The sequence below is a fragment of the Rhodomicrobium vannielii ATCC 17100 genome (assembly GCF_000166055.1).
In the GTDB taxonomy this organism is placed as follows: Bacteria; Pseudomonadota; Alphaproteobacteria; order Rhizobiales; family Rhodomicrobiaceae; genus Rhodomicrobium; species Rhodomicrobium vannielii.
On the sequence record NC_014664.1, the window covers coordinates 2599301 to 2625158 of the forward strand.

25 protein-coding genes and 1 tRNA gene are annotated in these 25858 nt (G+C 62.1%); 9 read left to right on the forward strand and 17 right to left on the reverse strand.

Features of this window, described 5'->3' with window-relative positions; all coding sequences use genetic code 11:
- Positions 1-58: 58 nt before the first annotated feature.
- Both RVAN_RS12010 and RVAN_RS12015 read right to left on the reverse strand, forming a co-directional pair.
- Positions 59-1486 (reverse strand): ATP-binding protein, encoded by a 1428-nt coding sequence (locus tag RVAN_RS12010; RefSeq protein ID WP_013419989.1) that lies wholly within the window; start codon positions 1484-1486, stop codon positions 59-61.
- Between the two features lie 109 nt (positions 1487-1595).
- Entirely contained in the window at positions 1596-1973 is a 378-nt protein-coding gene (locus RVAN_RS12015; protein ID WP_013419990.1) for a gamma-butyrobetaine hydroxylase-like domain-containing protein, read from the reverse strand.
- A gap of 161 nt (positions 1974-2134) precedes the next feature.
- On the opposite strand from RVAN_RS12015, the gene RVAN_RS12020 reads away from it, so the two are divergent.
- On the forward strand, positions 2135-2356 hold the full coding sequence (locus RVAN_RS12020) for a hypothetical protein (RefSeq protein ID WP_037234677.1): 222 nt from the start codon (positions 2135-2137) through the stop codon (positions 2354-2356).
- A 106-nt stretch (positions 2357-2462) separates the two neighbouring features.
- Positions 2463-2786 carry a hypothetical protein gene (locus RVAN_RS12025; protein ID WP_041787543.1) on the forward strand — a complete coding sequence of 108 codons (324 nt, stop codon included), beginning with the start codon at positions 2463-2465 and terminating at the stop codon, positions 2784-2786.
- A gap of 72 nt (positions 2787-2858) precedes the next feature.
- On the opposite strand, the gene RVAN_RS12030 is transcribed toward RVAN_RS12025, so the two are convergent.
- The gene (locus RVAN_RS12030; protein ID WP_013419993.1) at positions 2859-3515 is read right to left on the reverse strand and encodes a CDP-alcohol phosphatidyltransferase family protein; all 657 of its coding nucleotides are present in this window, start codon (positions 3513-3515) and stop codon (positions 2859-2861) included.
- A gap of 192 nt (positions 3516-3707) precedes the next feature.
- Complete coding sequence (locus RVAN_RS12035) at positions 3708-4418, reverse strand: phosphatidylserine decarboxylase (RefSeq protein ID WP_013419994.1); 711 nt, start codon at positions 4416-4418, stop codon at positions 3708-3710.
- Positions 4419-4604: 186 nt separating this feature from the next.
- On the opposite strand from RVAN_RS12035, the gene RVAN_RS12040 reads away from it, so the two are divergent.
- Positions 4605-5093, forward strand: a complete 489-nt coding sequence (locus RVAN_RS12040) for a hypothetical protein (protein ID WP_013419995.1) — start codon at positions 4605-4607, stop codon at positions 5091-5093.
- Positions 5094-5176: 83 nt separating this feature from the next.
- On the opposite strand, the gene RVAN_RS12045 is transcribed toward RVAN_RS12040, so the two are convergent.
- The 5 genes from RVAN_RS12045 to RVAN_RS12065 all read right to left on the reverse strand — a co-directional run bounded on the left by RVAN_RS12045 (position 5177) and on the right by RVAN_RS12065 (position 11207).
- Positions 5177-5932, reverse strand: a complete 756-nt coding sequence (locus RVAN_RS12045; RefSeq protein WP_013419996.1) for a heme ABC transporter ATP-binding protein — start codon at positions 5930-5932, stop codon at positions 5177-5179.
- 84 nt (positions 5933-6016) lie between these two features.
- Positions 6017-7426, reverse strand: a complete 1410-nt coding sequence (locus tag RVAN_RS12050) for a Do family serine endopeptidase (protein ID WP_013419997.1) — start codon at positions 7424-7426, stop codon at positions 6017-6019.
- 173 nt (positions 7427-7599) lie between these two features.
- Positions 7600-8988 carry a sensor histidine kinase gene (locus tag RVAN_RS12055; protein WP_049779393.1) on the reverse strand — a complete coding sequence of 463 codons (1389 nt, stop codon included), beginning with the start codon at positions 8986-8988 and terminating at the stop codon, positions 7600-7602.
- 171 nt (positions 8989-9159) lie between these two features.
- The gene (locus RVAN_RS12060) at positions 9160-10584 is read right to left on the reverse strand and encodes a dihydrolipoyl dehydrogenase family protein (RefSeq protein WP_013419999.1); all 1425 of its coding nucleotides are present in this window, start codon (positions 10582-10584) and stop codon (positions 9160-9162) included.
- 140 nt (positions 10585-10724) lie between these two features.
- The gene (locus tag RVAN_RS12065) at positions 10725-11207 is read right to left on the reverse strand and encodes a hypothetical protein (protein WP_013420000.1); all 483 of its coding nucleotides are present in this window, start codon (positions 11205-11207) and stop codon (positions 10725-10727) included.
- 247 nt (positions 11208-11454) lie between these two features.
- On the opposite strand from RVAN_RS12065, the gene RVAN_RS12070 reads away from it, so the two are divergent.
- On the forward strand, positions 11455-13497 hold the full coding sequence (locus RVAN_RS12070; RefSeq protein WP_013420001.1) for an elongation factor G: 2043 nt from the start codon (positions 11455-11457) through the stop codon (positions 13495-13497).
- A 328-nt stretch (positions 13498-13825) separates the two neighbouring features.
- Here the strand turns inward: RVAN_RS12070 and RVAN_RS12075 are convergent.
- A tRNA-Phe gene (locus RVAN_RS12075) sits at positions 13826-13901 on the reverse strand.
- 165 nt (positions 13902-14066) lie between these two features.
- Here RVAN_RS12075 and RVAN_RS12080 point away from each other — a divergent pair.
- Positions 14067-14534, forward strand: a complete 468-nt coding sequence (locus RVAN_RS12080; protein ID WP_013420002.1) for a hypothetical protein — start codon at positions 14067-14069, stop codon at positions 14532-14534.
- 19 nt (positions 14535-14553) lie between these two features.
- Positions 14554-15342, forward strand: coding sequence for an imidazole glycerol phosphate synthase subunit HisF (gene hisF / locus RVAN_RS12085; RefSeq protein ID WP_013420003.1), 789 nt, complete (start codon positions 14554-14556; stop codon positions 15340-15342).
- Between the two features lie 25 nt (positions 15343-15367).
- On the opposite strand, the gene RVAN_RS12090 is transcribed toward hisF, so the two are convergent.
- The 4 genes from RVAN_RS12090 to RVAN_RS12105 form a co-directional block, all read right to left on the reverse strand.
- Positions 15368-16756 (reverse strand): 4Fe-4S binding protein, encoded by a 1389-nt coding sequence (locus RVAN_RS12090; RefSeq protein WP_041789085.1) that lies wholly within the window; start codon positions 16754-16756, stop codon positions 15368-15370.
- Between the two features lie 242 nt (positions 16757-16998).
- Positions 16999-17334, reverse strand: coding sequence for a cupredoxin domain-containing protein (locus RVAN_RS12095; RefSeq protein WP_013420005.1), 336 nt, complete (start codon positions 17332-17334; stop codon positions 16999-17001).
- Positions 17335-17443: 109 nt separating this feature from the next.
- Entirely contained in the window at positions 17444-17986 is a 543-nt protein-coding gene (locus RVAN_RS12100; protein WP_013420006.1) for an iron transporter, read from the reverse strand.
- 306 nt (positions 17987-18292) lie between these two features.
- Positions 18293-18844 (reverse strand): iron transporter, encoded by a 552-nt coding sequence (locus RVAN_RS12105; RefSeq protein WP_013420007.1) that lies wholly within the window; start codon positions 18842-18844, stop codon positions 18293-18295.
- Positions 18845-19291: 447 nt separating this feature from the next.
- Between RVAN_RS12105 and RVAN_RS12110 the strand changes: the two genes are divergently transcribed.
- Positions 19292-20650, forward strand: coding sequence for a carbohydrate porin (locus RVAN_RS12110; RefSeq protein ID WP_013420008.1), 1359 nt, complete (start codon positions 19292-19294; stop codon positions 20648-20650).
- 132 nt (positions 20651-20782) lie between these two features.
- Here RVAN_RS12110 and RVAN_RS12115 read toward each other — a convergent pair whose 3' ends face one another.
- Together RVAN_RS12115 and RVAN_RS12120 are read right to left on the reverse strand one after the other, a co-directional pair.
- A complete protein-coding gene (locus RVAN_RS12115) occupies positions 20783-21385 on the reverse strand; it encodes a superoxide dismutase (RefSeq protein ID WP_013420009.1) in 603 nt (200 codons plus the stop codon).
- Positions 21386-21735: 350 nt separating this feature from the next.
- Complete coding sequence (locus tag RVAN_RS12120; RefSeq protein ID WP_155942439.1) at positions 21736-22218, reverse strand: hypothetical protein; 483 nt, start codon at positions 22216-22218, stop codon at positions 21736-21738.
- Positions 22219-22489: 271 nt separating this feature from the next.
- On the opposite strand from RVAN_RS12120, the gene RVAN_RS12125 reads away from it, so the two are divergent.
- Both RVAN_RS12125 and RVAN_RS12130 read left to right on the forward strand, forming a co-directional pair.
- A complete protein-coding gene (locus RVAN_RS12125) occupies positions 22490-22888 on the forward strand; it encodes a hypothetical protein (protein WP_013420011.1) in 399 nt (132 codons plus the stop codon).
- A 233-nt stretch (positions 22889-23121) separates the two neighbouring features.
- Positions 23122-24147 carry a hypothetical protein gene (locus tag RVAN_RS12130; protein ID WP_013420012.1) on the forward strand — a complete coding sequence of 342 codons (1026 nt, stop codon included), beginning with the start codon at positions 23122-23124 and terminating at the stop codon, positions 24145-24147.
- A gap of 435 nt (positions 24148-24582) precedes the next feature.
- On the opposite strand, the gene lysA is transcribed toward RVAN_RS12130, so the two are convergent.
- On the reverse strand, positions 24583-25851 hold the full coding sequence (gene lysA, locus RVAN_RS12135; protein WP_013420013.1) for a diaminopimelate decarboxylase: 1269 nt from the start codon (positions 25849-25851) through the stop codon (positions 24583-24585).
- Positions 25852-25858 lie beyond the last annotated feature (7 nt).

Below are 25858 nucleotides of genomic sequence, written 5' to 3' on the forward strand. Positions count from 1 at the left end.
TTATGTAAGGGCAGTGAACCTTTAATGACAAATTAAAGCACTGATTTCTAAATCAATATTATTCCTCGAGAGTGGGCTGAGCAGTTGGCTTGAATGCAACCTCAAGTAAGCCAAGATTGCTCTTATGCTCGGCAAGAAGCACCGTAAATTTCGACCCGGAGCCCACTTCGGAAGCGATGCGAAGCTCTCCGCGATGGCGATTCACGACATGCTTCACGATGGCGAGACCAAGTCCCGTGCCGCCTTTTTCATGTCCCGCAGCCCCGGCGACGCGATAAAACCGCTCGGTCAACCTCGGCAGGTGCTGACCCAGGATACCCGGCCCATCGTCCTCGACACTGATCGCTATCATGTCCTGCGATCCGCTTCTCTGACGCTTGAGCTTCACCTGTACAGAGCCGCCGTTTCCGCCATATTTGATCGCGTTGTGCACGAGATTGATGAAAACCTGAGTGAGTTCATCCCGGTCGCCCAACACGGTCACGTCACCGACCTCGGACTCGACCGCGACCGTAACATCCGCCTCGGCCGCCATCGGCTCCAGAGCCTCGCACGCCTGCTCGACAAGCTCGGCAATCGCAACTTCGCCCTGCGGCTTTAGATGCGCCCGCATCTCCACCCGAGATAGCGACATCAGATTGTCGATGAGTCGCGCCATGCGTTCGGCCTGCTTGGCCATGATCGGCAGGAAACGGTCACGCGCCGCTTCGTCGTGGCGGGCGGCGCCGTGAAGCGTCTGGATGAATCCCGACAGCGAGGCCAGCGGCGTCTTGATCTCGTGGCTCGCGTTGGCGATGAAGTCGGCGCGAAGTTGGTCGAGGCGGCGCTGCTCCGTCAGGTCGCGGAGATAAACGAGGATCGACGGCCCCGCGTCGGACGGCAGCACGAGCCACGAAACCGTCGCCGCCATGTGCCGCTCGACGGGGACGCGCTCGCTGAAAGTCACCGTCTGCTGCCGGTTGACTGGCCCGCACTCCATCACCGCGTCGAGCACCTGCGGGCTACGCGTCGCGCTGGATATGTGCGCGCCGTTCTTGAGCCCGTCAAACAGATCGCGGGCCTTGCCGTTGAAGGCGAGGATCGTTCCGTCACGGGCGAGAAGAATGGCCGGATCGGGCAGGGCGTCGGCGATAGGCTTCGCCACCGCCAGCGTCTCCTCCTTCGCGCGGTCGACGCTCACCGCATCGTAACGGAGACGCGCCCGCGAGGCCGGGATGAAGGCGGCTCCGGCGACGAAGGTCAGTATCGCTGCCGTGGGCGCCGCCAGCGGCAGGCCGTGGAAGAGTGATAGCAGGCCGATCACCGCCGCAGCGAGCAAAACGAGCCAGCGCCGAAGGTAGAGGCGCGACAGAACCCCATGCCGTGGCAAGAGGCCCGAGCCATGCGACGACGCTCCGCGTCGGTCCGAAGCGGCGGGAATAACCTTTCGCCGAACGATGCCGTCCGAAAAACGCTTGCTGTCGCTATCCCGATAGACTTCGAGCATGCCGGTCCGTGGTCCTTCGCCGCTTGAAACTTTTATTGTAGAAGAATTATCGGCCATGACGTCAGGATAACCAACATCTGCGACAGTTTTTCGACGCTCCCGTTAAGCTTTAGACAAGGTCGCGACTGAGGCTTGCCGCTTGCAAGCGGTCGAGATATGCACGCCAGACATCGTCTTTGTTGCGCGCAAGCTCGTGAAAATACACCCAGGAATAAATGCCCGTGTGATGCCCATCGCTGAACACGAGGCGCACCGCATAGTTGCCGACGGGCTCGATTGAAAGGATGGTCACGAGGCGCTTTCCGGGGACGAGTTTTCGCTCGGAGGGCGAATGCCCCTGCACCTCAGCGCTCGGACTTTCGACGCGCAGAAGTTCGGCCGGAAACTCCGCGTCCAGCCCATCCTCGAAGGAAACGCGTAGCGTGGTCTTGTCCGCGCTGAGCCGCAATTCTGTCGGCACCGGCCCCTCACCGCTGGCTTGCAACATCGCTTTCGCTCCTTTTTTTGTGATCGTTACACTTTGATATGTCAGCGTTACCCTTTTTTGCCGCATTCCGGTTTAATAGATTTGTCTACAAGGAGCCTACGGTTCGACAACCATAAGGTTCGTTTCCGCGTATGAGGTAGTGTGCAATGCCGGCTATTCGGATGTCCCGCAGCGAACGGTCTTCGCTCGAAAAGATCATCAAACGCCCCTGCCTCGTTACCGACATCCCGGCGGATCACGCTGAAAAGCTGATGAATTACGGGTTGATCAAGCGGCAGGTCATGCTTCTGCATTCGACACAGCGCGGCCAGCTCGAAATTCTGCGTCAGCGTTTTCGTGGCGACGATTTTGCACCGGCCATGGGCCTCGAATCCTACGCCTGACGTAATTTTTACTTAGTGGCAAAACCTCACTAGTAAGATGCACTCTCGCGCCTATACTGAAAAGTAAGGGCGGTAGCGCCGGAACTTCGCTCCCGCTTAGGCTTTCATGAAGGCATGCGTTAAGCGGGAGATCATGATGTCGCGACTTCTTTTCACTGCCCTTTTGGCCGCTGCCGTCGTCGGAACGACTGTTCAGAGCGACGCGGCACCCCGGCGCGGGCACCAGCCCCGGTCCTATCAGCTCTATGTAGCGCCGCAAGAGCCTACGCTGGTTGAGCGCTTCTTCGGCGCGTCGGCCCCGCGTTGGCAGTATCAGCGGCCGTTCGCGTGGTACAACACCAGCCTGTATAACTATCCCGGCCCCCACTACAACAATACGACGTTCTGGGAACGGGTGAACACGCAGGCGAACTTCCCGGTTCAGTACTGATCCGCCGGAAGCTTGAAACAGGGCGTTGCGGCGAGCCGCAGCGCTTTTTTTTATGCACAGTCGAGGTGCGCGCTAGCGCCGCCGCCCAAAGATCGCAGCCAGCGACGGCACGGGCAGAGTGCTTATCATGAGCGCAGCCGATGTCAGCGTGGCAACCGCCATGACGGGAGTCGCCTCTGCGGGGAAGAAAGACACGACGGCCGTATCGAGCGCGATCATCAAAAGCGCGGCCGCCGTTGAAGGCAGGCCGCAAAACCATTTCGGCTTGTCGGTGTGGCCATCTTTCAGAAACGCATTCTGCGCGCGCGCCTGGATGTTGAACCGGGCGAGCCTCAAGCCCGTCGTGAGGACATAGGCCGCCGCGATCGCCCAACCCGCCAGGCCGAGTTCATGGAGGTGGCGGTCGTAAAGCAGCATCGCGGGCGCAACACCGAAGTTCAGGAAGTCAGCGAGCGAGTCGAGTTCCGCGCCCATGGCGGATTCGGCCTTGAGACGCCGCGCGGCGTAGCCATCAGCCACGTCGAGCACGACGGCGCCGAGGATCGCGACCATCGCCAGCGCATAACTTCCGTCATGAGAGAGCCGGATCGCCGTCAGCCCGCAAACAACGGCCGCAAGGGTGAACGTGTTCGGCACGAGCAGAGCGAGCCTTCGCTTCAGCGAAGTTTTCGCGAGAGGAGCCTCGTTTCTGCCGATCACCGTGAAGGGCCGCCCGTGATGGTGCTTCATGATCTGCCCCACGCTTCAACCGCGAGGCACTGCGCGCGCAAGCCGCAACCTTCCTGCACCTTTTTTGTCTCCCATGTCACAATTTCTTCATGGGAGCTTTTTCGGCGCCAAAACGCAACTCATAAAACAGCCCAGGGGATGCGGCGTTATGCGCGCCGCCTCCCCTGACTGTTCCCAAGAACGCGCGGCGCTTTAAACGCGCGCGAAACGGCGCGGTGTGGGCTCCGTCAAGCCGAGTTCCGCAACCACGGTTTCGCCCGCGATCATACGCTGTCCTTCCGAAACGAACACTGTCCCCGCCGGAAGGTAAAGGTCCGTGCGGCTGCCGAACCGGATGATGCCGATGCGCTCGCCCGCCGTCACCGCGTCGCCGACCTTCACGTTCGTGATGATACGACGCGCCACGTAGCCCGATACGAGGACGACGCCGATCTTGGTGCCGGTCTTCGTCTCGATGGTGAAGGACTGACGCTCGTTCTCCGATGGCGCTTCCGGCGCGGCGGCGTTCTTGTAGATGCCGTCTGTATGCACATCGGTCAGGATGGTGCCCGCGACCGGCGCGCGCGCCACGTGCACGTCGAGCAGCGAGAGAAACACCGAAACCCGCGTCATCGGCTCCGCGCCGAGGTTGAGTTCGGCGGGCGGTAGCATGGGGTTGACGCTGATCACCGTGCCGTCGGACGGCGCGACCACGAGGCCGTCACGGTCGGGCACGACGCGCTTCGGGTCGCGGAAGAAGAAGGCGAGCGCGAGCGTTGCCAAAAGGCAGATGAAGCCGAGCGTATCCCAGATGTAGAACGCCACGAGCGTTACCGCCGCCGCGCCGCCTACGAATTTATAACCATCTTTATGGATAGGCGAAAAGATCGCCTGAAACTGAGAGAGTGCGTTAGGTCCAGCCACTATAATCCCCCGGCAAGTTGTGTTAACCCGCTGTCGCGGTTCTTGATTTCGATGACACATGATGTAACTGTCGTCAGGATGGTCTTGGGCACGCTGACACGCAATTGTCACAACCGACGCATATCCAACCCGTTAAAGCGCCACGGTACCGATCGGGTCAGCCTCGCTGTTCCTTGGGAGAGTTCAATGTACGCCAGAATCGCCGCAACAATTATTGTGGCCTGTCTAGCACTTTCGTCCGCGCGGGCACAAGACGCGGAAAAACTTACGCTTTCAATCCCGCCTGAGGTGACTGAGGTTGCAACGGCGGGCACATGGTCGGACGCCGACGTCTCGGGCGTGTTCCGCGCCACCGTGCTTACGGTCCCTGCGGGCGATACGACGCAGGCGCATCTCGTGCTGCAACTCATGTCCGTCAGCGCAGACGGTAACACCTCAAAAGTGCACAAAACCGTTCCGGTGAAGCAGATCGCGGACAAGAAACTGCCGAACGCCTTCCTCGCGGTCGAGGAAGACGGCACCGAGAACGAAGTCACGTGGCGCGTGACGAGCTACGACAGCAATTCGAATGCCGACATCGGCGCGCTGGTGACGATCAACGCCAAGGGCGACGTTCAGGTGAAGGACGCGCCAAAGGAAGAAGAATCCGCCGCGCAGCAACCTGAGAAGAAGTAGGCGCGACGCAGCCGAGTGAAATTGAACCGGCCCGGCTCACAAGTCGGGCCGTTCTTATTTGGGCTTGTATGCCAAATGCGGCGTTACAGAGTCGCAAGCAGCGACTTCGACCGCCAGACTGGAATTTCAAACAGCGCCGAGATCGTCTCGCCCGTCAGCGTATTGCCCGAAGCGCCGTCCGAGAACACAGCGCCCGCCTTCAGCAACACGATTTCGTCGGAAAACTCCTGCGCAAGACCGAGGTCATGCAGAATGCACAGCACGCCGCCGCCCGCATCGGCGAAAGCGCGGGCGCATTCGAGCGCGAGGATCTTGTGCTTCAGGTCGAGATGCGCGGTAGGCTCATCCATCAGGAGGTAGCGGCGCGCACCGTCCTTCGCGGCCGGACGAAGCTGCACGAGCGCGCGGGCGATCTGGATGCGCTGCCGCTCGCCGCCCGACAGCGTCGGATAATCGCGCCCGGCAAGATGCAGCACGTCCATCGCCGCCATCGACTCCTCGACGATGTCGTCGCGCTCCGGCCCGGCGAAGGGATGAGCACCGAGCGCCACCACCTCGTAAGCCGTCAGCGGAAAGCTCATCGCGGCATGCTGGCCGACGACCGCGCGAACGCGGGCAAGCTCACTCTTGGCCACCGTTGCCATATCGCGGCCGTCGATCACGACGCGCCCGCTTTGAGGCTTCAGGTCGCCCGCGAGCACCGACAGCGCGGTGGACTTGCCCGCGCCGTTCGGCCCGAGGACAGCCACCAGCCGCCCGGGCTCCACGGCGAACGACACGTCTTTCAGGAGCGTCGCGCGCCCGGCCTTCAATGTTACGTCTTCGAGAGCGAGCGCCATATCGTCGGTTGCCTCCGGTTCGTCGCCTGCGCGGACACCATTCTTGCGGAAAGGTCGCGCCCGCGCAATCGCCGAAGCGCAGCTTTATCCTGCGATGACGGTGCGAATCGACTGGCCGCCGCGCCTGATGTTCAGCCGCCACACGCGCGCGCCCTTGCCGACGATCTTTTCAAGCCCGCGCGTGGTCTCGATCTTCTCACCGTTGATTTCGGCGACGACATCGCCCGCCTTGATGCCAAGGCGGCGCGCGACCGAATAGGCCTCCGTCTCGACAACCACGACGCCGCTCGTCTCGTTGATCGACAGTTCTTCCGCGACGGCGGGCGACAGGTTCGCCACTTTCGCGCCGCCGAACGGATTATTGCCGTTGATGTCGCGCAAATCGCGGGGCGTCGTTTCGGGCGCGACCATGAGCGGAATGGAGACCTTGCGGCGCGTGCCGGTGCGCAGCACGTCGAGGCTCACTTCGCCGGACGTGCCCTTGGTCGTGAAGCGATACTGGAACGCGTTGGCGTCGGAGACGCTCTTGCCATCCACCGCGAGCACGATGTCGCCCGGCCGGATGCCCGCGTTCGCCGCCGGGCCGCCCTCCGTCACCGAGGCGACGAGCACGCCCGTCGTGCGGTCGAGGCCAACCGCGTCGGCGATCTGCGGCGTCAGCTCCGTGATGTTCGCGCCGAGCCAGGGCCGCCGCACGCCGGAGCCGCCCTGCAACGCGGACTCCACCACGAGTCGAACCATGTTCGACGGGATCGCGAAGCCGATACCCTGACTGCCGCCGCTCTTGGAGAAGATCGCGGTGTTGATGCCGACGAGCCGCCCCTGCATGTCCACCAGCGCGCCGCCCGAATTGCCTGGATTGATGGCTGCGTCGGTCTGGATGAAAAACTGGTAGTCCGAGATGCCGACGCGCGTCCGCGCCAGCGCCGATACGATGCCGCTCGTCACCGTCTGGCCGACGCCGAAGGGGTTGCCGATGGCGAGCACCATGTCACCCACTTCAAGCTGATCGGCGTCGGCGAGGTTCACATACGGAAACTCGAGCTCCGAACCCTTGATCTGCAAAACGGCGAGATCGGTGCGCTCGTCCTTGAGCAGAACCTTCGCGTCGAACTCACGGGCATCGGCGAGCGCAATCTTGATCTCCGTGCCCGCGTCGCCCTGCACCACATGGTTGTTCGTGACGACCACGCCGTTCGGCGTCACGATCACGCCCGAGCCGAGCGAATTCTGCGCCCTCTCGCTGCGGCCGAAGCCGTGGCCGAAAAATTCCTCGAAAATCGGATTGTTGAAGGCGCTGTCGCGGCGCACGCGCTGGCGGACGTAGACGTTGACCACGGCGGGCGCCGCTGTCTTGACCACCGGTGCATAGGAGAAGACGACCTGCTCGCGTGTGTCGGGCGCTTTTTTCACCGCCTGCGCGAAAACGGCGGCGGGAAGCGCGAGAAGGACCGCAAGCACGAGACTCGTTCTAACGGCAGCCGAATAATGCATGCAAGGACCCCGTCTTGGAAACGACGATGAAATATAAATAGCGGCCGCGCTTGCGATGCAAGAGGGCGGCGCGGTGCTGCTGCCGCTTCCCGGGGGATAGCGCCTCATGTCGCGCGAAATCGCGCCGTTTCTTCGGATGCAGATCCCAACGCGTCGCATGCCCGGCGTGGCGATTACGCGACTTTCTCGAACGCGCGCTTCCTCGCTGCCGTGGGCGTCGGCAATGTCACCACGAACGACGCACCCTTTGTTGCGTCTTCGAGGCGGATGTCGCCGCCATGCGCGCGGACGAGTTCGGCGCTGATGACGAGGCCAAGCCCGTTGCCATCGGCCTTGGCCACGCTCTGGAATGCCTTGAACAGATTCTCCTGCGCCCTGGCGGGCACGCCTGGACCGTTGTCGCTCACCTTGATGATCGCGCGCCTGCCTTCCTGGTGGGCGCTGATCTTCACGCACGGATCGTCGGGCGCGGATTCGGCTTCCCGCAAGGCTTCGAGCGCATTTCGCGCGAGATTGGCGAGCACGCGGAAAATCTGGTCGCGGTCGGCGTAAAGCTCGATCTCCGGCGGTATGTCAACGGTCAGGCGCACGCCCTTGAGCTCCTCGACGCCGAGGCTTTCCGTCACCTCGCCGACGAGAGGAGCAAGCGCCACGCGGCTGCGGTTCGGAGGCGTTTCTCCGCCGCGCCCGTATTTCATGGTGTTGGTGCAAAGCGTAATCGCGCGGTCGAGCGCCCGTATGAGGCGCGGTACGAAGCGCTGAACGGTCGGGTCGGGCACCGTGGCGAGGCGGTCCGAAACAAGCTGCGCGCTAGCCAGAATATTGCGCAGGTCGTGGTTGATCTTCGAGACGGCGAGCCCGACATTCGCCAGCCGCGCCTTTTCGCGGAGCAGCCCGGAAAGCTGGGTTTGCAGGTTGGCCAGTTCCTTCTCGGCGACGCCCACTTCGTCGTCGCGACCGCTCGGCGTTATGATCCGCGTCGTATCTTCGGGGTTTTCGCGATAGGCGACCATGTTGCGCGTGATGCGCATCATCGGCGCAACGAGGAGCTTCGACAGCGCGAGATAAACGGCGGCCGACGTCATGATGGCAATGATGATCGACAGCCAGAAGATGTTGCGGGCATAGCGCCACTCCGCCGCTATGAGCGGCGTCTCGTCGATGACGACATCGATTTCCTCACCAGCACGGAGGATGTCCGGCGCGGCGATGACACGGATCAGCCTGCCCGGCGGCGCCGCCAAGGCGTTCAGCGCATCGGGGATCAGCGACATGATGCTCCTGTCACGGAGATCGAAGACTTCCGCCACGGGCTTCTCGTCCGGCATGCCGAGAACGAGACGGCGCACTTCCGACCGCCGCACCGAAACCGCATGAACGCCCGCCGTCGTCAGCAGTTCCTGCCTCAACCGTTCGGGAAGCTCCGCGCCGCCCGATGCCTCAAGCGCGAGCGCGGCGACCTTCGCGGCGACGACACGTTCCATCAGCCAGTTTTTGCGGAAAGTCGCGACGGAGGGCACGAAAATGAGAACTTCGGCCACCATGACGAACATGATCGTCATGAACAGGAGCCTTGCCGGAAGACTCCTTCTGATGGAGCCCATTCTTGAGGGTGCACGCTTTTCTATGCGGTCTAGCGCAGACTGCGCTCCGCCGTGATCGCGATCTTTTGAAGTCCGGGTGTCCAAAGCGCGTCAAAGAACCCTGTTGCCAACGCTTCTAAATAACGCGAATCAGCGGAATTTCGCAAGCAATGCAATGATGCGTCGCAAGAATGGGTTCTGCGCGCTTGGCGCGAAGTAGTTAAGGGCGGCTCTTTTATTCATTTCGGAGAGTGTCGGATAAGGCGACACGATGCTTTGCATCACCTTGAGGGAAATACCTTTCTGCATGGCGAGGCTCCACATCTGGATGAGTTCGCCCGCCTGCGCGCCGACAATCCCCGCGCCGAGGATCTTGCCCCGGCGCGACGCTATGACCTTCACGAAACCGCCCGTTTCGCGCTCGGCCTGAGCACGGTCGTTCTCGGCGTAGGGCCAGCGCAGGATGGCGAGCTTGCCGTAGCGCGCGCGGGCCGCGTCTTCGGTCAGCCCGACATGGGCCACTTCCGGGTCGGTGAACGTCACCCACGGGATGGTCGAATGATCGGCCTTCGCCGGAAGCCGGAACAGCGCGTTCTTGATGACGATGGACGCATGATAGTTGGCGGCGTGCGTGAGGTTGACCTCGCCCGTCACGTCGCCAATGGCGTAGACGCGTTTGTTCGAGGTGCGAAGCCCGCTCGTGACCTGGATGCCGCGCTCGCTGTAATCGATCCCCGCCGCTTCGAGATTGAGATCGGCGACAACGGGCGCGCGGCCTACCGCAAGGAGGAGGTGCGTTCCCTCGATGGAATAGGTCCGGCCGAGGTTTGCGAACACCACGCGGATGTTGTTGCCGAACGGCTCGATTCTCTCGACGCGCGCGTTCTCCTGCACGCGGATGCCCTCGTCGCGCAACCGATTGAGCAGATACTGCCGCAACTCGTCGTCGTCTCGCGACAGCGCCTTGCCCGCCTCGACGACCGTCACCTCACTGCCGAGCCGCTTGTGAGCCTGCGCCAGTTCGAGCCCCGCCGGCCCACCGCCTAGGATAATGAGTTGCGGCAGGCGGTACGTGTTTTGAAAGATCGTCTCGTTCGTAAAGAAGGGGACGCGGTCGAGCACCGGGATCGGCGGGATCAGCGGCGCGGAGCCGGTGGCGATGACGAAGCGGCGCGCCTTGATCTGGTAGTCGCCCGCCTCGACGGTGTCGGGGTCGACGAAGCGCGCGCTCGCCTTGATGACATCCACGCCGAGACCATTGAACCGCTCGACGGAATCGTTCGGCGCGATGGCCGCGACCACCCCCGCAACGTGCTCCGCGACGGCCTTGTGATCGATGCCTGGATTGCCGACGCGGATGCCGAACTTCTCCGCGTCGCGGATCTGATGCGCCCGCTTCGCGGCGGCGAGCAGCGCCTTCGACGGCACGCAGCCTGTGTTGAGGCACTCGCCGCCCATCGGGCCGCGCTCGATCAGCACCACGGAGACACCGAAGGCGGCGGCGATAGCGGCGGCTGACAGCCCGCCCGATCCCGCGCCGATCACGCAGATGTCCGGCGTCAAAAGCTGAGGCATGGCCGTTCCGCTCCCCGTCGCGATTCCTGCGCATCCTGTTTCGCGCGGGCCGCCCGATTTGGCAAGCCGCGACGCCCACGCTCACAGTAATGTTGTTGGTTTAAAGCTTCGGGAAAGCGACCGAGGCGACGGCGAGCTTCTCAAGCTCCGCGTCTGGACGCGCGCCACGCCTCGAATCGGGCGGCTTTCCCCGCCGCGTCGAAGGCTTCGAACTCCGCGATTTCGCGCTGCTCCGCTTCGTAGCGCACGCGGTCTGCTTGCTCGGCGGCCTTCTGCGCCGCGACCTCACGCTCGATGATACGGAGGATGCCGACGAACCGGCGTTGCTCGGCCGCGAGCTTCGCCTCGGCGAGGAGCTTTTCGCGCACATCCGGCGCCAGCGCGGCGAGCAGAGCTTCGGCTTCCTCGCGGCTCGGCGCGCGGAGATCCGACGGGACCGTGCCCCACGCGATGCGATTGCACGATTGCACGAGCCGCCTCAACTCGTTTTCGCCGTGAAGCTTCGCATTGGCGAACGCGCTCGGCATGCGTTTCGCGCTTTCGACCGCATTGCGAAGGTCAGGCGGCAAAGCCTCGGCGGCGGGTTCGGGGTGGATGAGGCTCGCGTCGAATTCGTGACTCATGGGCTGAAAAACTCGCAGCTTGGGACTCGGCAGGCTTGCCCAGCTTGCAACCATCATCCCCGCATCGTGTCAATCGCGCCGCGGCGTTTATGCAGAGGCTTCGGCGTCAATTCGCGCAGGTGTGGAACCGCCCGCCGATCCATCGCGGCGCTTGCTTATTCCACAATCCGGGGCGACCATGCCTTTCGTCGCGGCTCGTGCTGACGGCACGCCCGCAAGTGCATAATTCCACACAGGATCGAAACGCATGGGCGGAAATGGAAATGCAGGGGGCAGAAGCCCCCGCTGTATCGCACTCGTTGGACCTCAAGGCAGCGGGAAGACCTCTCTTTTCGAAGCCATACTCGCCCGAGCCGGCGCGACGCACGAGGGCACGGAAGCTCGAAAGACCGTCGGCGACACGTCGCCGGAAGCGAAGAACCACGGCATGAGCGTGGAATCGAACGTCGCGAGCTTCGAATATCTTGGCGACCGTTTCACGGCGCTCGATTTTCCGGGCTCGATCGAATTTCAGTTCGACGGCACGGCGGCGCTGCCCGCCTGCGACACCGCTGTCGTCGTATGCGAGGCGGACGAGAAGAAGCTCTACGCGCTGCAAAGCGTGCTGAAGTCTCTCGAAGCCGCGAAGATCCCCCACTTCCTTTTCATCAACAAGATCGACAAGGCCGGTGGCAACATCGCCGAGTTGCTTTCCACGATGCAGCCCGCGAGTGGCCTTCCGCTTGTGCTGCGCCAGGTTCCCATTCAGGAAGGCGGCGCGGTGAGCGGGTTCGTCGATCTGGCGCTCGAACGCGCGTTCGTCTATCGCCCGCATGCCCCGAGCGAACTGATCGATATTCCGAACGACCTCGCGCAATTCGAGGCCGAACAGCGCTTTTCCATGCTTGAGAAGCTCGCCGATTATGACGACGCCCTCATGGAGCAGCTCTTGAGCGACAGCGTGCCGAGCCGCGATCAGATCTTCGCGGACCTCGTGACCGAGTTCAAGCGCTGCCAGATTTGCCCTGTGTTCTTCGGTTCGGCCGAAGCCGGCCACGGCATCGGCAGGCTTCTTAAGGCTCTGCGGCACGAATCCCCGTTCGTCACCGAAACCGCCGAAAGGCTCGGCCTTGGCGCGGCGAAATCGGCGGCTTACGTCGTGAAGACCATTCAAACCTCGCATGCGGGCAAGCTCTCGCTCGCTCGCGTGCTGGCGGGCCAGTTCTCGGATGGCGGCGCGGTCTACAGCGCGTCCGGCGAGGAGCGCATTTCCGGCATCTTTTCCGTGTCCGGTCCCGACATCAAGAAGCGCGGTCCGGCTGAAGCGGGCGAGGTCGCGGCGTTCGGCAAGCTCGAAAGCATTCACACGGGCGAAGCGATTTCGGGCGAAAAGGGCTTCGCCGCGCCGGACCCGGTGCAGCAGCCGAAGCCGGTCTACGCGCTCGCCATCGCCGTGGGCGACCGCAAGGACGAGATCAAGCTCACCTCCGCGCTCGCCAAGCTGATCGACGAAGATCCGGCGCTATCGCTTAACCAGGATCGCGAGACGGGCGAGATGGTGCTGTGGGGGCAAGGCGAGATGCATCTTCGCGTCGCGCTCGAAAAGCTCGCCCGGCGCTTCGGCGTCAAGGCCGAGACGCGGCGGCGGCAAATCCCCTATCGCGAGACGATCCGCAAAAGCGTCGAGGTGCGCGGCCGCCACAAGAAGCAGAGCGGCGGGCATGGTCAGTTCGGCGACGTTGTCGTGGAAATTCGCCCGCAGGAGCGCGGCGAAGGCTTCGCCTTCACGGAAGTCGTCACGGGCGGCGCCGTGCCACGTAACTATTTCGGGGCCGTGGAAGCCGGGGTGCGCGATTATCTTTCTGGCGGGCCTCTCGGCTTTCCGGTGGTAGACGTGGCCGTGACGCTGAAGGACGGCTCCTATCATACGGTTGACTCCTCGGATCAAGCTTTCCGTCTGGCGGGCCGTCTCGCGATGGTCGAGGGGATGCCGAAATGTCAGCCGGTGCTGCTGGAGCCGGTCGCGGCCGTCAGCATATCCGTGCCGACCGAGGCGACGGCGAAGGTCAACGGCATGATCTCGGCGCGGCGCGGGCAAATCCTAGGCTTTGACGCACGCCCCGGCTGGACCGGCTGGGATACCATCGAGGCGCACATTCCCGAGGCCGAAATCCACGACCTCATTATTGAGCTGCGGTCTGCTACGGCGGGCGCGGGGCACTTCAAGGCCGAGTTCGACCATCTCATCGAGCTGTCGGGCCGCGTCGCGGATCAGATCGTGGCGGAGCGCGCCGAGCAACGGAGCGCGTAGCGTTGCGTGCGACCGGTTCGCTACTGGCTTTTGGGCCGGGACGCGAACTGGAGCGTGGCGCGCAGCATAACCAGCGTTTCTGGCGACGTCCGATCACGCCCGAGGTTTTCCGTTTTTTTGCAAAGCGGAGAGCCTCGGGCTTTTTCGTGAGCTATTCGGCTGCGACCCGCGTCCCGCTTTGCGGACAAGTAGTCGGAAGCGCGCCGAAAAATGGTCCGAGCGCGTTAGAACTGGGGAGCATCGGGCAAGCTCCGGTCCGAAATCGCGCGGCGATCCAGATGACGAGCGCGCGTCATTCTTTAAACAAGACCAAGAGCTTAGGGGACAGTGGTGCCCAGGGCCGGAATCGAACCAGCGACACGCGGATTTTCAATCCGCTGCTCTACCGACTGAGCTACCTGGGCATGCGCTTTCGCGCGTCGGAGACGGCCTTATACGGGGTTTGCGTAGCGATGTCGAGAGGGTGCGACGCGCAAAAATCGAACTTTTCGCGCGCGCTGGCCGCGCCTTCCACCCTCTTCATCGCGGACGCGGACTGCCTATGTTAGAATGCCACAGAGGTTATCGCCATGCTACAACGCCCCGACAGCCAATTACCTGATGCCGAAACGGAAAACGAAGCGCCGCACCCCGGCCTGTTCACGCCAACCCGCGAGCGACTAGCGCTCGTCGCCGCCTGCGTGCTCGCCATCGCCGCCGCAATCCTCGCTTCGTCCGGCGCTAGCCGCGCGGCCGACACCTCGGCGGAGTTCGCGCTCCTCATCGGTGCCATGGCGATCTTCAAGACCGTGATTCTGATCGCGGCGGGCGCAATCCTCTGGTGGAGGCTCGGCGCGCCCATCTCGCCCGCGCTCACTGCGGGCTACGTGCTCGCGGCGGCGACTTCGGTGGCGGGCGCAACGCTCGTCTGGAACATGGCGCATCTCGGCGCGGCACCGTTCCTTTTCGATGGCGGCCTGCTCGTTTTTCTGCTTCTGGTTTTGCGCGACAATGGCGGCCCGTGGACGGCCGCTTTCCGGTCGCGCGGCCGCGCCTGACTCTTTCAAAGATGATCCCATGCTGAAAGTTCGCATCATTCCCTGCCTCGACGTGAAGGACGGCCGCGTCGTCAAAGGCGTCAACTTCGTCGATCTGCGCGATGCGGGCGACCCCGTCGAGGCCGCCGCAGCCTATGACGAAGCGGGCGCGGACGAGCTTTGCTTCCTCGACATCACCGCGAGCCATGAGAAGCGCGGCACCATTCTCGACGTGGTGGCGCGCACGGCCGAGCGGTGCTTCATGCCGCTGACGGTCGGCGGAGGCGTGCGCACGCTCGACGATGTGCGCACGCTGTTGCGCGCGGGCGCTGACAAGGTGTCGATCAACACGGCGGCGGTCACGAACCGCGCGTTCGTAGGCGAGGCGGCGGAGAAGTTCGGCAATCAGTGCATCGTCGTCGCCATCGATGCGAAGCGCGTCGATGATGAAGGCGATGGGCGCGGCGCGCACTGGGAAATCTTCACGCATGGCGGGCGCAACCGCACCGGCATCGATGCTATCGATTTTGCGAAAGATGTGGTCGCGCTCGGCGCGGGCGAAATTCTGCTGACTTCGATGGACCGCGACGGCACGCGCAGCGGGTTCGACCTGGCCCTCACGCGCGCGATTTCGGATGCCGTGCAGGTGCCGGTGATCGCATCGGGCGGCGTCGGCAATCTTGACCACCTCGTGGAAGGCATCCGCGACGGCGGCGCGACGGCGGTGCTCGCGGCGTCGATCTTCCATTTCGGCGACTACACCATCGGCGAGGCCAAGCGCTACATGGCGGCTGCGGGGCTGCCCGTGCGCCTCGACGCGGCGGCTTGACGAAGCGGCGCCAAGATCTGCGGATTCAGTAAGGCAGCGCCCAAGCCGCGACGCCAGCGCCGATTGCGCCGAGCATCAGCGCCGCCGCGAGCACCTGCCGCCCCCGCGACCCCGTGTAAAGCCCGCAGATGCGCCACGCCAGCGCCACGGACCACGTTGCCGCCAGCGCCATGATGATGTTTTCCACCGTCGGAACGAAGGTCAGGCGGATGCCGTCCGCTTTCAGGATCGAGGCGGTCGTCGCGAACAGGCCGAGGAACACGATGCTGCCCGCGATGGGGATCAGCGCCTGCGCAAGGTGATGGGTTCGCTGCCGCCAGATCGCTCCCATTGTCGCGCCGTCGAAGGGCCGCGCGAGCAGGCGTCCCGCCGCCGCCAGAAACAGCATGATCGCCCCGCCGAAGACGAGCGCGACGATGGCGAGATAGGTGAGCAGCATCGCACCATCGAGCGGCGACATCACGTCGTTGAGGTCGGGATAGTTCGTCAGCACCCACCACGGAGCGTGCCCCGTGATCGGCCACATGATGCCGTTGTCCACAAGCCATTCGGCGGCAGCTTGTTTGCCCGCGATGAAATACGCGCTCGAAGCCCAGTGGAACGCGCCAGCCGCAACACCGAGCAGGCCGAAGACGATGAGCCAGGTTTCCCACGGCTTGGTCTGAAAGCCCGCAACATGGACGATCTCGGAACCCGGCGTGCGCCGCGACAGCGCGACCGAATCGCGGAAACCGGCGCAGCGCCCGCACATATGGCACGTGCTTGCGCCCTTCATCGTGCGGATCGGCACCATGGGCGCGCAGTTGAGCCGCACGGCGGGCTTGGGAGAGGCGTCCCACGCGTCGCGGTCGATGCGATAATGAAGCGGCGAGAGCTTCGACAGAAGGCCGAACACGCCGTTAACCGGGCAGAGATATTTACACCAGACGCGCTTGTTGCGGCCGTACATGTAGCCGATGCCGATGGCCGCCACCGTCGAGCCGCCGAGGATGAGGAGCGCTGGCTTCGGATATTGATAGACGCTGAGCATCTGCCCGTAGACGGTCGTCAGCACGAAGGCCACGAACGGCCACATCTTCCATTTGACCCAACCGGGTGTCGAGCGGCCACGCCCCTTGCGGCTCGCTGTCTCCGAAAGCGCGCCTTCCGGGCAAAGTACCCCGCACCACAGGCGGCCGACCATGACCATGCTGACGAGCACGAAGGGCCACCAGATGCCCCAAAACGCGAACTGCGCGAAGAGTGTGAGGTTTGTCCAGATATGCGCGGTGCGGGCGGGCGGCGGCAGGAACGCGGGCACGACCACAAGAAGGACGTAGATGCCGACGATGCCCCACTGAACCGCCATCACGCTGCGTTGATTTCGCGCGAGCCATTCGCCCGCCGCCGCGATCCAGCGGTCGACACGCGCCATCTGCGGCGCTTCGTAGACCTGAGGCGGAACCGGGTCAGAAAGATGCGGATTCAGATCTGGCAAATGGCCGCCATCCTGCGGGCCGTTTTCAATCGGGGCTCGGTTCAGCATATGGGTGGAAAATGTCACGTCGATTGCTTCGAGTGGCGATCATATCACAAAAAAAGGCGCGGTATCGCAGGATGCTCCCGATCCTTGAACACCGCGCCGAGGCCGTCAGCTACACCGTTGAGGCGCGGCATTCACTTGGCGACGAGCACCATCGGCGGAGCGTCAGGCTGAAACTCATCGAAGAACTTGTACTCGCCCGGATCGAGGCGACGGATGATCATCCGGCCGGTGCCGCCTGCCGGGACGACTTCCTCCTTGCGGAGGTCGTAGCTTTCGAACTCGGCTGGAACGGTGCCGCTATTCTTGATGACGATCTTGAACCGCGTATTCGCAGGTACTTCGAGCCGCGGCGGCGTAATGACACCGTCCTTCATCTCGATTTCGAACACAGGCTCGTCCGCGAGAGCGAGTTGCGGCGCGCCTGCCAGAGAAAGCGCCGCGAAAACGACTTTGATCCGATGCTTCATGAAATTGCTTCCTTCCTTGCCCCACGGAAGCGCCGCGAAAGCGTCCGTGTCCAGATTCCCTGAATGCGGACGCTTCCTGTTTCGGCGGTCAGCGTGTGAACCGCGATAATTAATAAGCGCCCTTCTTGCCGGTGCCTGCGAAGGTGAACTCGTATTCGACCGTGAAGGGAGAGAACCAGGGGGCAACGCCGGTCTCCTTGTCGACATGGCGGCCGAAATGCGAGTGCTTGTCGGCGCTCGGCGGGGCGACGTCGAGCTTCAGCTTGTACTTGCCGGGGCCAGCAAGCTTGACGTTGTCGCCATAATGCGGGCCGTCGTTCGCCACCATCGGCATCATGTCGCCGGAGACGACCGTCTTGTTGTCGAGATTCGTGAGCTCGTACTTGACCGCGAGCGCGGGAACCCAATCGCCCTCGGCATAGCCGTTCTCGTTGCCTTTCGCGGCCTTGATGTCAGCCTCAAGATGAATATCGGACTCCTTCGCAGCACGCATCATGCCGGGCGGGTCCATCTCGATGGGCTGAAGGTACACCGCGGCGACTTCGAGGCCGCCCTTTTCCTGAGCTTCGCCGATTGGATATTCCTTGGCGAAAGCTTGCGAAGTAATAACGCAAGCGGACAGCACCGCAGCTCCAACTAGTCTGACGAACATATTATCTTTCCCCGTTCATGCGCATCTATAGCCAATTTACTCAGAAATCGGTCTTGACTCATCGCGTCCTTACTTACGGAACACCCCAGCCATTCTTTTTTTGGTACGTCGAGAGCATTCCAAAATCAATGTCTATCTTTTTTAATTAAAACAGTTCCAAATTTACATTTGCCAAGTACAGCAGCGATGGTCGGATTTAAAGCTTTGCCATAACCCGGAAAGACCCCAGCAAAAAGTCCCACCCGCCGGAATCCGGCAGGCGGGACTGCTTTTGACTTGCGCTAGAGCCGCTTTGTTCAAGCGATTTTAGTACGCACCCTTCTTGCCGGTGCCCGCGTAAGTGAACTCGTAGTCGAGCGAGAACGGCTTGAACCATTCAGGAACGCCGTTTTCCTTATCCACATGGCGAGCGATACGCTGCTTCTTGTTGTCGCCGGGAGGCGCAACGGTCAGCGTCAGCTTGTACTTGCCCGCCCCACCAGCGCCGGGAAGCTTGATGTTGTTGCAATAAGCGAAGCCATCGGTCGCGATGTCCGGGACGAGATCGCCCGAAACAGTCTTTTTGTCGTCAAGGCGCGTCAGTTCGTAGCGCACGACAAGCCCCGGAAACCAGAGACCTTCCTCGATGCCCCACGCATTGTCTTTTGCGGCGGTGATGTCCGCTTCGACGTGAAAGTCGGATTCTTTCGGGTCGCGCATCAACTCGGGAGCGTCGATTTCCACGGGCTGAAGGTAAACGGCACCTACGCGAAGGCCGCTTTTTTCTTGAGCTTCGCCAATTGGAATTTCTTTCGCCGAAGCTGCGGAAATAATAAAGCACGCAGAAAGCGCGGCGATGCCAGCTATTCTATAATTCACCCAAACTTCTCCTTCAATTCGGTGCGGATTTGATACGGTAAATCTCGCCTTGGTTTGCGACCTTACCTAGCTTATGGCAAGCAAACTTAGGAACACCTCCCCATTTACCCAACAGATAAAGCAATGGCAACGACTATCTTTTCGATTTAGACCAGTTCCAGAGATGTGTTTTTTGGCAACGCCCGCAATCAAGAACGCTTCTAAACTTCGATATTGCAAGTCTAGGCGGTTGACCGGAACCGGAAGCCTCGATATTCGAATCTATCAGGCTTGGTTTTTGGTGCATCGGGTTCTTCCACAGTCCTTCATAGGCACTTTGATGAGACGGCGCGCGGAAGCTCATCGATTGCAAATTGGCTGCGATCCGCAACCTTAAATCGAGCGATTGGGAAAAGAGGCCGGGCTTGGCTTCGATTTGGGCAAATGTGACCTTTGGGGGGCACACGAATGACAACAATGACGATGCGCACGGCGTGCAGCGCCGCTGCGATCTTGGCGCTCGGTTTCGGGGCGAACGCTGCGCTCGCGGACGAGAATGATGGACTTCCGGAAGCATCCATTGCGACCAGCCTCAACGGTGGTCCGGATGCAAGCGCGCGCGCCGCACTCGCCGCGAAAGGCATCACCTACGGCATCAATTATATCGGTGAGACGTTCACCAATTCGGGCGGCGCGAAGGACGGCTCGATCTATCAGGGTCGCCTCGAAGTCTTCGTCGACGCCGACCTTGAAAAGCTTGCGGGCTTCAAGGGCCTGACGTTCCACGCCAACGGCTATCAGATCCACGGCAAGGGGCTTGGCGACAACCTCGGCGGCCCGCTCATGGCCATCAGCTCCATCGAGGCCGAAGCGTCGACGCGCCTTTTTGAACTCTGGCTCGAACAGAAGTTCGGCGAGCGCGTTTCGGTTCGCGCCGGTCAGCTTGCGGTCGACAGCGAATTCTTTACCACCGAAACCGGCGGCGCCTTCATCAACAGCACCTTCGGCTGGGCCGGCATCTGGGCGGCGGACGTTCCGCAAGGCGGCAACGCCTACCCGCTGGCGACGCCCGGCGCGCGCGTGCAGGTCAACCTGACGGACGCGCTGACGTTCCGCGCGGCGATCTACAATGGCAGCCCTGCGAACCCCAATTGCGACGACCCGCAGGCGTGCAACGATCACGGCACCGACTTCCGCACGCAGGACGATCCGTTCCTGGTTCAGGAAATCGAGTACAAGTATAATCAGGCTGCCAAGGGCGGCGCGAAGGACGGCGGCTACAAGGGCTACAAGGACTTTGCTCCGGCGCCCTCAGGCATCACGAGCCTTCCCGGCACGATCAAATTCGGTTCTTGGCAGCACACGTCAGATTTCTCAGACGTTTACAGCGCTACGCTTAGAAACGACCCGAAGACGTTGTTCGACTCGAACTACGGCTTCTACGGCTCGATCGATCAGCAGATCTACGCGCTGCCTGACGACCCGACGAAGGGCATCAACGTGTTCGCCCGCCTCGCCGGTGCGCCCACGGATCGCAACGCGGTGGACTTCTACTTCGACGGCGGCGTTGTCTTCTCGGGTTTCATCCCGAGCCGTCCGGACGACAGCTTCGGCGCGGGCTTCGCCTATGCAAGCGTTTCGGACGACGCGATCAAGGCCGATTCGACGCTCAATTACGAATCCATGGCCGAAATCTTCTATAAGGCTCAGATCGTTCCCGGCCTGACGATTCAGCCCGACCTCCAATACATGTGGAACGTCGGCGGCGTCGAAAAGGGCGGTGAAGACGCGATCTACGGCGGCGTGCGCATCTCCGTCGCTTACTAAAACTCTGGCGCGCCTTGCGCAGGCTCCGGTTTGCGCGGGGCGATCCGCAAGCTGATCAGAAAAGAGCTGCGAACAAAATAATGGCCGGGGGAGACCCCGGCCATGAGCATGTCATCGGCGTCGCTAATCGGGTCAGCCGTGGGCCTTCTCGAACAATTCCTCAACGTATTCCCAGTTGACGAGGTTATCGACGAAGGCTTCCAGATATTTCGGCCGCGCGTTGCGATAGTCGATGTAGTAGGAGTGCTCCCACACGTCGACGCCCAGAAGCGGCACGCCGCCATGTACGAGCGGGTTTTCGCCGTTCGGCGTCTTGGTGACTTCGAGCTTGCCATCCTTCAACGTGAGCCAGGCCCAGCCGGAACCGAACTGCGTCTTGCCCGCCTCGATGAACGCCTCGCGGAACTTGTCGTAGCCGCCGAGATCGCTGTCGATCTTCGCTGCGAGCTTGCCAGGCAGCGACTTGCCGCCGCCGTTCGGCTTCATCCACTTCCAGAAATGCAGATGGTTGTAGTGCTGGCCAGCGTTGTTGAACAGCGGCTGGTTCTTGCCGTATGCCGCCTTGACGATGTCCTCAAGGCCCTTGTCTTCGAGGCCGGACCCCTTGAGCAGGTTGTTGCCCGTATCGACGTACGCCTGATGGTGCTTGTCGTGATGGTATTGCAGCGTTTCCGCCGACATGTAGGGCTGCAAAGCCTCGTACGCGTAGGGGAGGGCGGGAAGTTCGAATGCCACGTGCTTCTCCTTTTTTGAACCAGCTTTTGATCTTGCTCAAAAACTAGGTTCGCAAGGGAAGGATCGCAAGCGCCAGCGGACGAGCTTTAGGTAAAAAGAAAGAGAGTAAAAAGAAAGAGAGGTATGCAGCCCCTGAACTGCATACCTCCCGGAGTGGGCCGAGGAAAGGTTCGTGATGGTTAACCGTCAGGGATCGGATAACCGTGACATTGAGCTTTTTCACCTGAACGGCGCATGAATGCCTCGTTCAGTTTCATTAACGGCGAGGAGAGAGGGGCGGGATCGCGATGGGCGAGAATGTTAACCCGGAAAATTCGCCGGAGGGGTGCCTCGCAGGCAGGACAAGTCGTTCAAGGCCGAACGGTGCCGGAGATTGCCTGGGGTTCATTGGTCGGCACGGATGATTGGCGGCTCAACACGATCAATTGGATCGTCAGAATGAGCGCAATCACAACCAGCCACGTTGTGGACCGGGACTTTATCAATGCGCTAACGCCACGCTCCCTGAGAGGCGTCACGACGCCGGCGGGGGACGGCAATAAAGCGATCAGCCGATCGGAAACAGTCTTGTCGTTCAGATATGCCGATGGGGCACCCGGTGTCGCGGCAATGAACGAGACGAGCCTCTTGGCAGCGGACACGCGCGGCAATCGAGCGAGTTTAGCGGCCTCTTCCCAAGGATCGACGCCTAGCCGCGCGAGCACGGAAAGAACGCTGAGCGGCATAGCGTCGCTTCCGTCGTCGATGCGAGCAAACAGGAAGTCGTCGAACTGCGGCGTAAGGTAAGAAGCCGAATCAGAAGTTGTCATAACTTTCACCGGATTTCGCCACATCAATCCACATGCGACTGACGTAAGGTACGCTTTATATGGTGCGTCGGGGTCCGCAAGGTTAGCCTCTGAATCTGGAAAACAACTGCGTGCTGTAGGCGCGACACCGATAAAAGCGGATAGCAATTTCGCACCGACTTTCCGCATGATCGAGGCGGCAGGGAATCCGTCTGGATCGTCGGCAATTCGTAGCGCTGAAATGCGTATTTCCTTCGAAACAGAGGCCGGTGTCGTAGTACAAGACACACCTCGACATCAAAGGCATAGGCGGATCATGGCACGAAGCTCCCCCTTCCTCGGCGTCTTTGGCCGGTTCGGACGATCCGAGAGCTTGCGCACGCTCGACAAGGTGTTGCGCGTCGTCGACCTCCATCCCAATCTTGTGCCGGAAGCCGTGAAGCTGACGGTCGTCTCGCTGCTGATGGACGCGTATGCGGAAGATCCTCGCGAGCCTCATTATCGCCATGCGGCGGAGCTTATCGGCTATGTCGCTCTTGGCGCTGACGGGTTCACCGTGGCGAATGGCGAGACCGCTGCAAACGATGCGGAACGCCGGATCGAGGCCGCGCTTGCCGACGAGGACAGCCTCGATGCGAAGCTCATCCTTCTCGCGCTCCATTCGAGCATCGTGCACCCGGCATTGAAGGAAGCTTGGCAGCTCGAAAGCGACTGAGTGCGCGGCGCGCGCGCCTTTCGCATCAGCGGCTTGGGCGTGTCGGTGGGCACGGGCCTTGCGGCGAGGTCATGCTCACAAAGAACTCGGAGCGATGATCTCGTTTCCACAAAAGGCGATCTCGCTTGAACAGCATTCGAATTGTTTAACGAAACGGATTATTTTCTGATCGAATCGATTGTCTGCCTTCGGACGGCGTTCTCAAGGCAGCACGACCCCGGATGGAGCCTCTCATGCATCCTTCGATTTCCGAACAGCTGCTCGTCGCACCGTCGACGCCGTCCACGCGCATACTTTTCATCGCGCGGCATGCCCCGCTTGAGCCGAACTATGCAGCGCGCGACTTCGAGGGAGATGGCGGCTATCCCGGCTATTACGCGCGCGTGTTCCGCACCTTGCGCGACCTCGGCTATCGGGTCCGCACCGCGAGCGAACCGCTGGCGCTCCTTGCCGCGAAGGGCGAGGCCGACATCGTCTTCTCGCTCTACAACCGCATGCCGATCAACAACCCGGAGGTGTTCATCCCCTCGCTCTGCGAATATCTGCGCATTCCGTATGTCGGCGCGCGACCGAACATTCGCGCCCTCGCCGAAGACAAATGGCTCGCGAAGCTCGCCGCCAAGGCCATCGGCATTCCGGTTTCTGAGGGCGCGGTCTACGCTGACGAGGCCGCGCTCGCCACGCCGCCCGGCTTCCCCGGCCCGTATTTCGTCAAACAGCGTTTCGGCGCGGCCTCGGAGGGCATCAGCGCCGAGTCGATTCAGGACGATTGGGCAGGCGCTGCGCGCGTGGCGGCAAAGCTCATGGCGCGGGGCATGGCGGTGCTCGTCGAGGGGTATGCGCCCGGCATCGACATCACCGTGCCGTCGCTTGGCAGCGCGAACGGCCCCCTCGTGCTCGGCGTGGTGCGTCCGCGCTCGGACAAGGCGGGCGGCATCATCACCGAAGACCTGAAGCGCAGCGATCCGCTCGGCTATGAGATTTTCGAGGCGGGCCGCGTCGAAGATGACCTCCGCGCGGACGCCGCTACGCTGTGGCGCGCCACCGGGCCGATGGACTATTTCCGCATGGATTATCGCTTCGATCCCGAGACGGGGCGGCGCGTCTTCCTCGAATTCAACATCTGCTGCCATATCGGACGCAGCGGATCGATCTGCCTAGCGGCGGCGCAGCACGGCCTGAGCCAAGCGGACGTGCTCGGCCACGTGATCGAGTTCAGTCTGAGGCGGCAGGGCGTCGCGCCCGAGGAATGGCGGTAAGATGACGCAGTAGTGAATAACCTGTGAATCGCCGCAATTCGCTCCGTCCGTAGACACAAACCACCGACGAATCAGCTAAAACTCCCTCAGCAAAAGCCAAAGCTAATCCGCAAAGCTCCGAAACCCGAATGCGTTAACGCCGGACGCATAGGGCGTCCGGAGCGGCGGCTGGATCCGTCATCCAGAAAGGAGAAGCTATGGAGCTTCTGCTTGATCTGGTCGTATTCGTCAGGGACTACTGGCGATTTCGGCTGGGCAGGTACGAACATGTACGTGCCCATACGTGTCGTTGGCCTAGCACCTAGGCGATGATACCAAAGGAGGGCGGTTTTGTCTGACGGACGGCCGCCCTCTCAGTTGCGAATCATAGTTCGATTTCGAATCCTAGCCAATAAACCTAGACTAAGGCTTGCGTCCCGACGCAACCCTTGATGATTACCGAAGCCAGCCCGCGAGCGGCTCGGCGCGCAGCATGTCTTCGTAGCTCGGGCGCGGACGCACCACGGCGTAATCCGCGCCGTTGACGAGCACCTCAGGAACGAGCCGCCGCGTGTTGTAAGTGGACGACTGCGCCGCGCCATAAGCACCCGCCGTCATCACCGCGATGAGATCGCCCGGCGCAAGCTCCGGCATATCGCGGTCCTTCGCGAGGAAATCGCCCGTCTCACACACCGGCCCGACGACATCGGCGCGGCCGATGCTGGCGTTCCGCTGCGCCTCGTTCACGGGCCAGATGTCGTGATAGGCGTCGTAAAGCGTCGGGCGAACGAGGTCGTTCATGCCCGCGTCCACGATGACGAAGCGCTTTTCGCCGCTGTGCTTGGAATAGATGACCTGCGTGACGAGGATGCCCGCATTGCCGACGATGATGCGCCCCGGCTCGAACAGAAGTCTCGCGCCGAGCCGGTTCGACAGGCCGATGACGATCTCGGCATAGTCGCTCGGCAGAGGCGGAACTTCCTGATCCCAGCGATAGGGAATACCGAGCCCGCCGCCGAGATTGACATAGGAAATCGTGTGGCCGTCGCGGCGCAAATCTTCCACGAGGTTCGCCATCAGGTCGAAGGCGTCGCGGAACGGCTCCATATGTGTGATCTGGCTGCCGATGTGCATGTGCACGCCCGCCACGTCGAGGCCCGGCAGGTCGCGGGCGAGGGCATAAAGCGCGCGCGCGTCGCGCCAGCTTACACCGAATTTGTGTTCGGATTTGCCGGTGGAAATCTTGGCGTGGGTTTTGGCGTCCACGTCGGGGTTGATGCGAAACGCGATGCGCGCTGTCCTGCCGCGTCCGCTGGCAACCTGAGAAAGCGCGCGAAGCTCGGCCTCGCTCTCGACGTTGAAGCCGTAAATGCCTGCGTCGAGCGCGAAGGCCATTTCAGCCTCGGTCTTGCCGACGCCCGAGAACACGATCTTGTCAGCCGGGATGCCCGCCGCCAGCGCGCGCCGGATCTCGCCCTCGGAGACCACATCCGCGCCGGAGCCGAGCTTCGCCAGCGTGCGGATCACCGACACGTTGGAGTTGGCCTTGATGGCGTAGCAGACGAGCGCGTCCAGACCGGTGAAGGCCTCGGCGAACACGCGATAATGGCGCTCTATCGTGGCGGTGGAGTAGCAGTAAAACGGTGTGCCGACATCGCGAGCGATAGCGTCGAGAGCGGCACCCTCGGCATGAAGGATGCCGTTCTTGTAAGAAAAATGATGCATGACGCGA

Excerpts from the sequence above, each read along its gene's own strand:
- RVAN_RS12010 (WP_013419989.1), bottom strand. The coding sequence starts at position 1,486 with ATGCTCGAAGTCTATCGGGATAGCGACAGCAAGCGTTTTTCGGACGGC.
- RVAN_RS12015 (WP_013419990.1), bottom strand. The coding sequence starts at position 1,973 with ATGTTGCAAGCCAGCGGTGAGGGGCCGGTGCCGACAGAATTGCGGCTC.
- RVAN_RS12020 (WP_037234677.1), top strand. The coding sequence starts at position 2,135 with ATGTCCCGCAGCGAACGGTCTTCGCTCGAAAAGATCATCAAACGCCCC.
- RVAN_RS12025 (WP_041787543.1), top strand. The coding sequence starts at position 2,463 with ATGAAGGCATGCGTTAAGCGGGAGATCATGATGTCGCGACTTCTTTTC.
- RVAN_RS12030 (WP_013419993.1), bottom strand. The coding sequence starts at position 3,515 with ATGAAGCACCATCACGGGCGGCCCTTCACGGTGATCGGCAGAAACGAG.
- RVAN_RS12040 (WP_013419995.1), top strand. The coding sequence starts at position 4,605 with ATGTACGCCAGAATCGCCGCAACAATTATTGTGGCCTGTCTAGCACTT.
- RVAN_RS12045 (WP_013419996.1), bottom strand. The coding sequence starts at position 5,932 with ATGGCGCTCGCTCTCGAAGACGTAACATTGAAGGCCGGGCGCGCGACG.
- RVAN_RS12050 (WP_013419997.1), bottom strand. The coding sequence starts at position 7,426 with ATGCATTATTCGGCTGCCGTTAGAACGAGTCTCGTGCTTGCGGTCCTT.
- RVAN_RS12055 (WP_049779393.1), bottom strand. The coding sequence starts at position 8,988 with ATGACGATCATGTTCGTCATGGTGGCCGAAGTTCTCATTTTCGTGCCC.
- RVAN_RS12060 (WP_013419999.1), bottom strand. The coding sequence starts at position 10,584 with ATGCCTCAGCTTTTGACGCCGGACATCTGCGTGATCGGCGCGGGATCG.
- RVAN_RS12065 (WP_013420000.1), bottom strand. The coding sequence starts at position 11,207 with ATGAGTCACGAATTCGACGCGAGCCTCATCCACCCCGAACCCGCCGCC.
- RVAN_RS12070 (WP_013420001.1), top strand. The coding sequence starts at position 11,455 with ATGGGCGGAAATGGAAATGCAGGGGGCAGAAGCCCCCGCTGTATCGCA.
- RVAN_RS12080 (WP_013420002.1), top strand. The coding sequence starts at position 14,067 with ATGCTACAACGCCCCGACAGCCAATTACCTGATGCCGAAACGGAAAAC.
- hisF (WP_013420003.1), top strand. The coding sequence starts at position 14,554 with ATGCTGAAAGTTCGCATCATTCCCTGCCTCGACGTGAAGGACGGCCGC.
- RVAN_RS12090 (WP_041789085.1), bottom strand. The coding sequence starts at position 16,756 with ATGGCGCGTGTCGACCGCTGGATCGCGGCGGCGGGCGAATGGCTCGCG.
- RVAN_RS12095 (WP_013420005.1), bottom strand. The coding sequence starts at position 17,334 with ATGAAGCATCGGATCAAAGTCGTTTTCGCGGCGCTTTCTCTGGCAGGC.
- RVAN_RS12100 (WP_013420006.1), bottom strand. The coding sequence starts at position 17,986 with ATGTTCGTCAGACTAGTTGGAGCTGCGGTGCTGTCCGCTTGCGTTATT.
- RVAN_RS12110 (WP_013420008.1), top strand. The coding sequence starts at position 19,292 with ATGACAACAATGACGATGCGCACGGCGTGCAGCGCCGCTGCGATCTTG.
- RVAN_RS12120 (WP_155942439.1), bottom strand. The coding sequence starts at position 22,218 with ATGTGGCGAAATCCGGTGAAAGTTATGACAACTTCTGATTCGGCTTCT.
- RVAN_RS12125 (WP_013420011.1), top strand. The coding sequence starts at position 22,490 with ATGGCACGAAGCTCCCCCTTCCTCGGCGTCTTTGGCCGGTTCGGACGA.
- RVAN_RS12130 (WP_013420012.1), top strand. The coding sequence starts at position 23,122 with ATGCATCCTTCGATTTCCGAACAGCTGCTCGTCGCACCGTCGACGCCG.
- lysA (WP_013420013.1), bottom strand. The coding sequence starts at position 25,851 with ATGCATCATTTTTCTTACAAGAACGGCATCCTTCATGCCGAGGGTGCC.